Origin of the sequence: Pseudomonas sp. 18.1.10, assembly GCF_024655625.1 — a bacterium.
Classification (GTDB): domain Bacteria; phylum Pseudomonadota; class Gammaproteobacteria; order Pseudomonadales; family Pseudomonadaceae; genus Aquipseudomonas.
Genome location: NZ_JANLGL010000435.1, coordinates 1 through 1,961, shown reverse-complemented (window position 1 = coordinate 1,961; position 1,961 = coordinate 1). Strand labels below are relative to the sequence as shown.

Below are 1,961 nucleotides of genomic sequence, written 5' to 3'. Positions count from 1 at the left end.
TGTGGGAGCGGGCTTGCTCGCGAATGCGGTCGATCAGTTAAAAATGCACTGACTGACACACCGCTTTCGCGAGCAAGCCCGCTCCCACACAAGCCAGCTTTCACATTAGATCTGCATCGTTTTCAATATTCCTGTTTAACCGTTGTATCGAAGAGAAGCCTTCCTCACCCCATGCGTATCGATCCCCGCCCGTTGCCCGCCGTCCTGCCGTTTCTCGGTGAATTGCCACCGCTGTTGACCCGTCTCTACGCCGCTCGCGGTGTGCAGTCCGAGGCCGAGCTGGATAAAAGCCTGGCGCGGTTGATTCCCTACCAGCAGCTCAAAGGCATCGACGCAGCGGTGGACTTGCTGGTGACGGCCCTGGAGCAACGCCAGCGCATCCTCATCGTCGGTGACTTCGACGCCGATGGCGCCACCGCCAGCACCGTGGGCACCCTGGGCTTGCGCTTGCTCGGCGCGGCCCATGTGGATTACCTGGTGCCCAACCGCTTCGAGTACGGCTATGGCCTGACCCCGGAAATCGTCGCGGTGGCCTTGCAGCGTGAACCGCAGTTGCTGATTACGGTGGACAACGGCATCTCCAGCGTCGAAGGCGTGGCGGCGGCGAAAGCGGCGGGCCTGCAAGTGTTGGTCACCGACCACCACTTGCCGGGTGATGAATTGCCGGCGGCGGACGCCATCGTCAATCCCAACCAGCCGGGCTGTGGCTTCCCGAGCAAGGCCCTGGCCGGCGTGGGCGTGATCTTCTACGTGCTGATGGCCCTGCGTGCGCGTTTGCGCGACCTGGGCTGGTACGCAAACAAACCGCAGCCGAACATCGGCGACTTGCTCGACCTGGTGGCCCTGGGCAGCGTGGCGGACGTGGTGCCCCTGGACGCCAACAACCGCATCCTCGTGCACCAGGGCCTGGAGCGCATCCGTGCCGGTCGTGCGCGGCCGGGGATCAAGGCGATCCTGGAAGTGGCCAAGCGCGACGCAGCGCGTATCACCTCCACCGACCTCGGTTTTATCCTAGGCCCACGGCTCAACGCTGCCGGGCGCCTGGATGACATGAGCCTGGGCATCGAATGCCTGCTCACCACCGACGTCGCCGCCGCACGGGAAATGGCCGCACAGCTGGACGGCATGAACCAGGACCGCAAATCCATCGAGCAAGGCATGCAGCGCGAGGCCCTGGCCCAGCTCAAGGACTTACCGGTGGAGTCGATGCCGTTCGGCTTGTGCCTGTTCGACCCGGAATGGCACCAAGGCGTGATCGGCATCCTGGCGTCACGCATGAAGGAACGTTACTTTCGCCCGACCATCGCCTTCGCCGACGCCGGTGATGGCTTGCTCAAGGGCTCTGGGCGCTCTGTGCCGGGCTTTCACATCCGTGACGCGCTGGCGGTGGTCGCGAGCCAGCATCCCGACCTGATCGCCAAATACGGCGGCCACGCGATGGCGGCAGGGCTGACACTGCACGAGGAAAACTTCCCACTGTTTGCCGAAGCCTTTGATGCTGAAGTGCGTCGGCAATTGCGCGAAGAAGACCTCACCGGTCGCTTACTGTCTGACGGCACCCTGGCGGTGGAAGAGTTTCACCTGGAACTGGCCCGCGCCCTGCGCCACGCCGGTCCGTGGGGGCAGCACTTTCCCGAGCCGTTGTTTCACGGGGTGTTTCAGTTGGTGGAACAGCGCGTGGTGGGGGAGCGGCACCTGAAGGTGGTGCTCAAGAGCGAATGCGGCTCGGTGAAGCTCGATGGCATTGCGTTTGGTGTGGACCGTGACGTCTGGCCAAACCCGACGGTGAAGTGGGTGGAGTTGGCCTACAAGCTGGATGTGAATGAGTTTCGCGGTAATGAAACGGTGCAACTGATGATCGCGCACATCGAACCGCGCTGAATCTAACTGACACCGCAAAACCAAATGTGGGAGCGGGCTTGTGTGGGAGCGGGCTTGCTCGCGAATACGGAGTGTCAGTC

At 63.0% G+C, this 1,961-nt stretch carries 1 protein-coding gene; it reads left to right on the top strand.

The genetic code is table 11. From position 1 onward, the window contains the following. Positions 1-171 precede the first annotated feature (171 nt). The gene (gene recJ / locus NUV89_RS29515; protein ID WP_017736761.1) at positions 172-1,881 is read left to right on the top strand and encodes a single-stranded-DNA-specific exonuclease RecJ; all 1,710 of its coding nucleotides are present in this window, start codon (positions 172-174) and stop codon (positions 1,879-1,881) included. The last annotated feature ends 80 nt before the right edge of the window (positions 1,882-1,961 follow it).